This is a genomic window from Lutibacter sp. HS1-25, from assembly GCF_004121075.1.
Taxonomy (GTDB): Bacteria; Bacteroidota; Bacteroidia; order Flavobacteriales; family Flavobacteriaceae; genus Lutibacter.
Map to the genome: position 1 here is coordinate 1 of NZ_RHLN01000102.1, position 1,222 is coordinate 1,222.

1 protein-coding gene is annotated in these 1,222 nt (G+C 34.3%); it reads left to right on the forward strand.

Features of this window, described 5'->3' with window-relative positions:
* The first annotated feature begins 103 nt into the window (after window positions 1-103).
* Window positions 104-847: a glycosyltransferase family 2 protein gene (locus EC396_RS12650; RefSeq protein ID WP_129366995.1), complete on the forward strand. Its 744-nt coding sequence runs from the start codon at window positions 104-106 to the stop codon at window positions 845-847.
* The last annotated feature ends 375 nt before the right edge of the window (window positions 848-1,222 follow it).

The following is a 1,222-nucleotide window of genomic DNA, read 5'->3' on the forward strand; positions in this document are numbered from 1 at the left end:
ATTAAGCGTTGCTTCAATAGCAGTAAGAGATTTAGAAGCTTATACCATATATCAAGGCAATCCGGCACAAAAAATAAGAGAAAGAAAAATTGAAGTATCGTAAATGAAAATCTCCATCATCACCGTTTGTTACAATAGTGCAGCTACTATTGAAAAAACCATACAGTCTGTTGCAGCACAAACCTATAACAATATTGAATATCTAATTATAGATGGCAATTCTAAAGATGCAACCCTTACAATCATTAAAAAATACGACACCGTAATTACCAAATGGGTATCAGAACCCGACAAAGGTTTGTATGATGCTATGAATAAGGGGATAGCCTTGGCAACGGGTGATATTGTGGGGATTTTAAATTCAGACGATACCTTTTTTAACAATCAAGTATTGGAAGAAGTTGCCAATTTTCATACAAACAATACCATTGATGCTTCAGTAGGTAATATTGTACAGCACAATGCTACGGGTAAAATTAAAAGAGTGTACAGCGCTGCTAACTGGCATCCTGAAAAATTAAAAATTGGTTTTATGGCACCCCATCCAGCCATATTTTTTAAAAGAGACTTATTTTCTCAATTTGGAAATTACGAATTGGATTATATTATTGCTGCAGATTACGAATTGATTATTCGTTTTTTTCTAAAACACAAAATTACTTGGAAATATTCGGGCATAACCACAACAGCTATGTTGGTAGGTGGCGTAAGCAGTTCAGGATATAACAGTTACAATATTATTACAAAAGAAATTAAAAAAGGCTTTGATTTTAACAAGATCAAATACGCACCATCAAAAGTACGGTTTAGAGCCGTTTGGAAAATTATTGGATTGTTGAAGAAGTGATATGTTAATCTGGAGCAGCTGCTGAAATCGCAGATTCGACGGAGTCAATGACGGTTGGTTGGTTAATAATTAATAATGAAAAGTTAATAATGAATATTTACTTAAAACTTAAAACTTAAAACTGTTACTGAATACCGACTTTTCACTTAAAAACAATACATAAATTTGTCATTCCGACGAAGGAGGAACCACATCCAATGCTCAGTTTTATGTGATTTATCATTGCAATCGAAATGACAAAATATACGTCATTTTCAACCCTTTGCTAAGCTAATTCGAAGTATTGACTTGAAATCAGTTTGTCCTTAGGTTCAAATCCATTCCCCTCTTGAGCGCTGTATTGAGCGTAGCCGAAATGAGGGGCTAGGGGAGTGT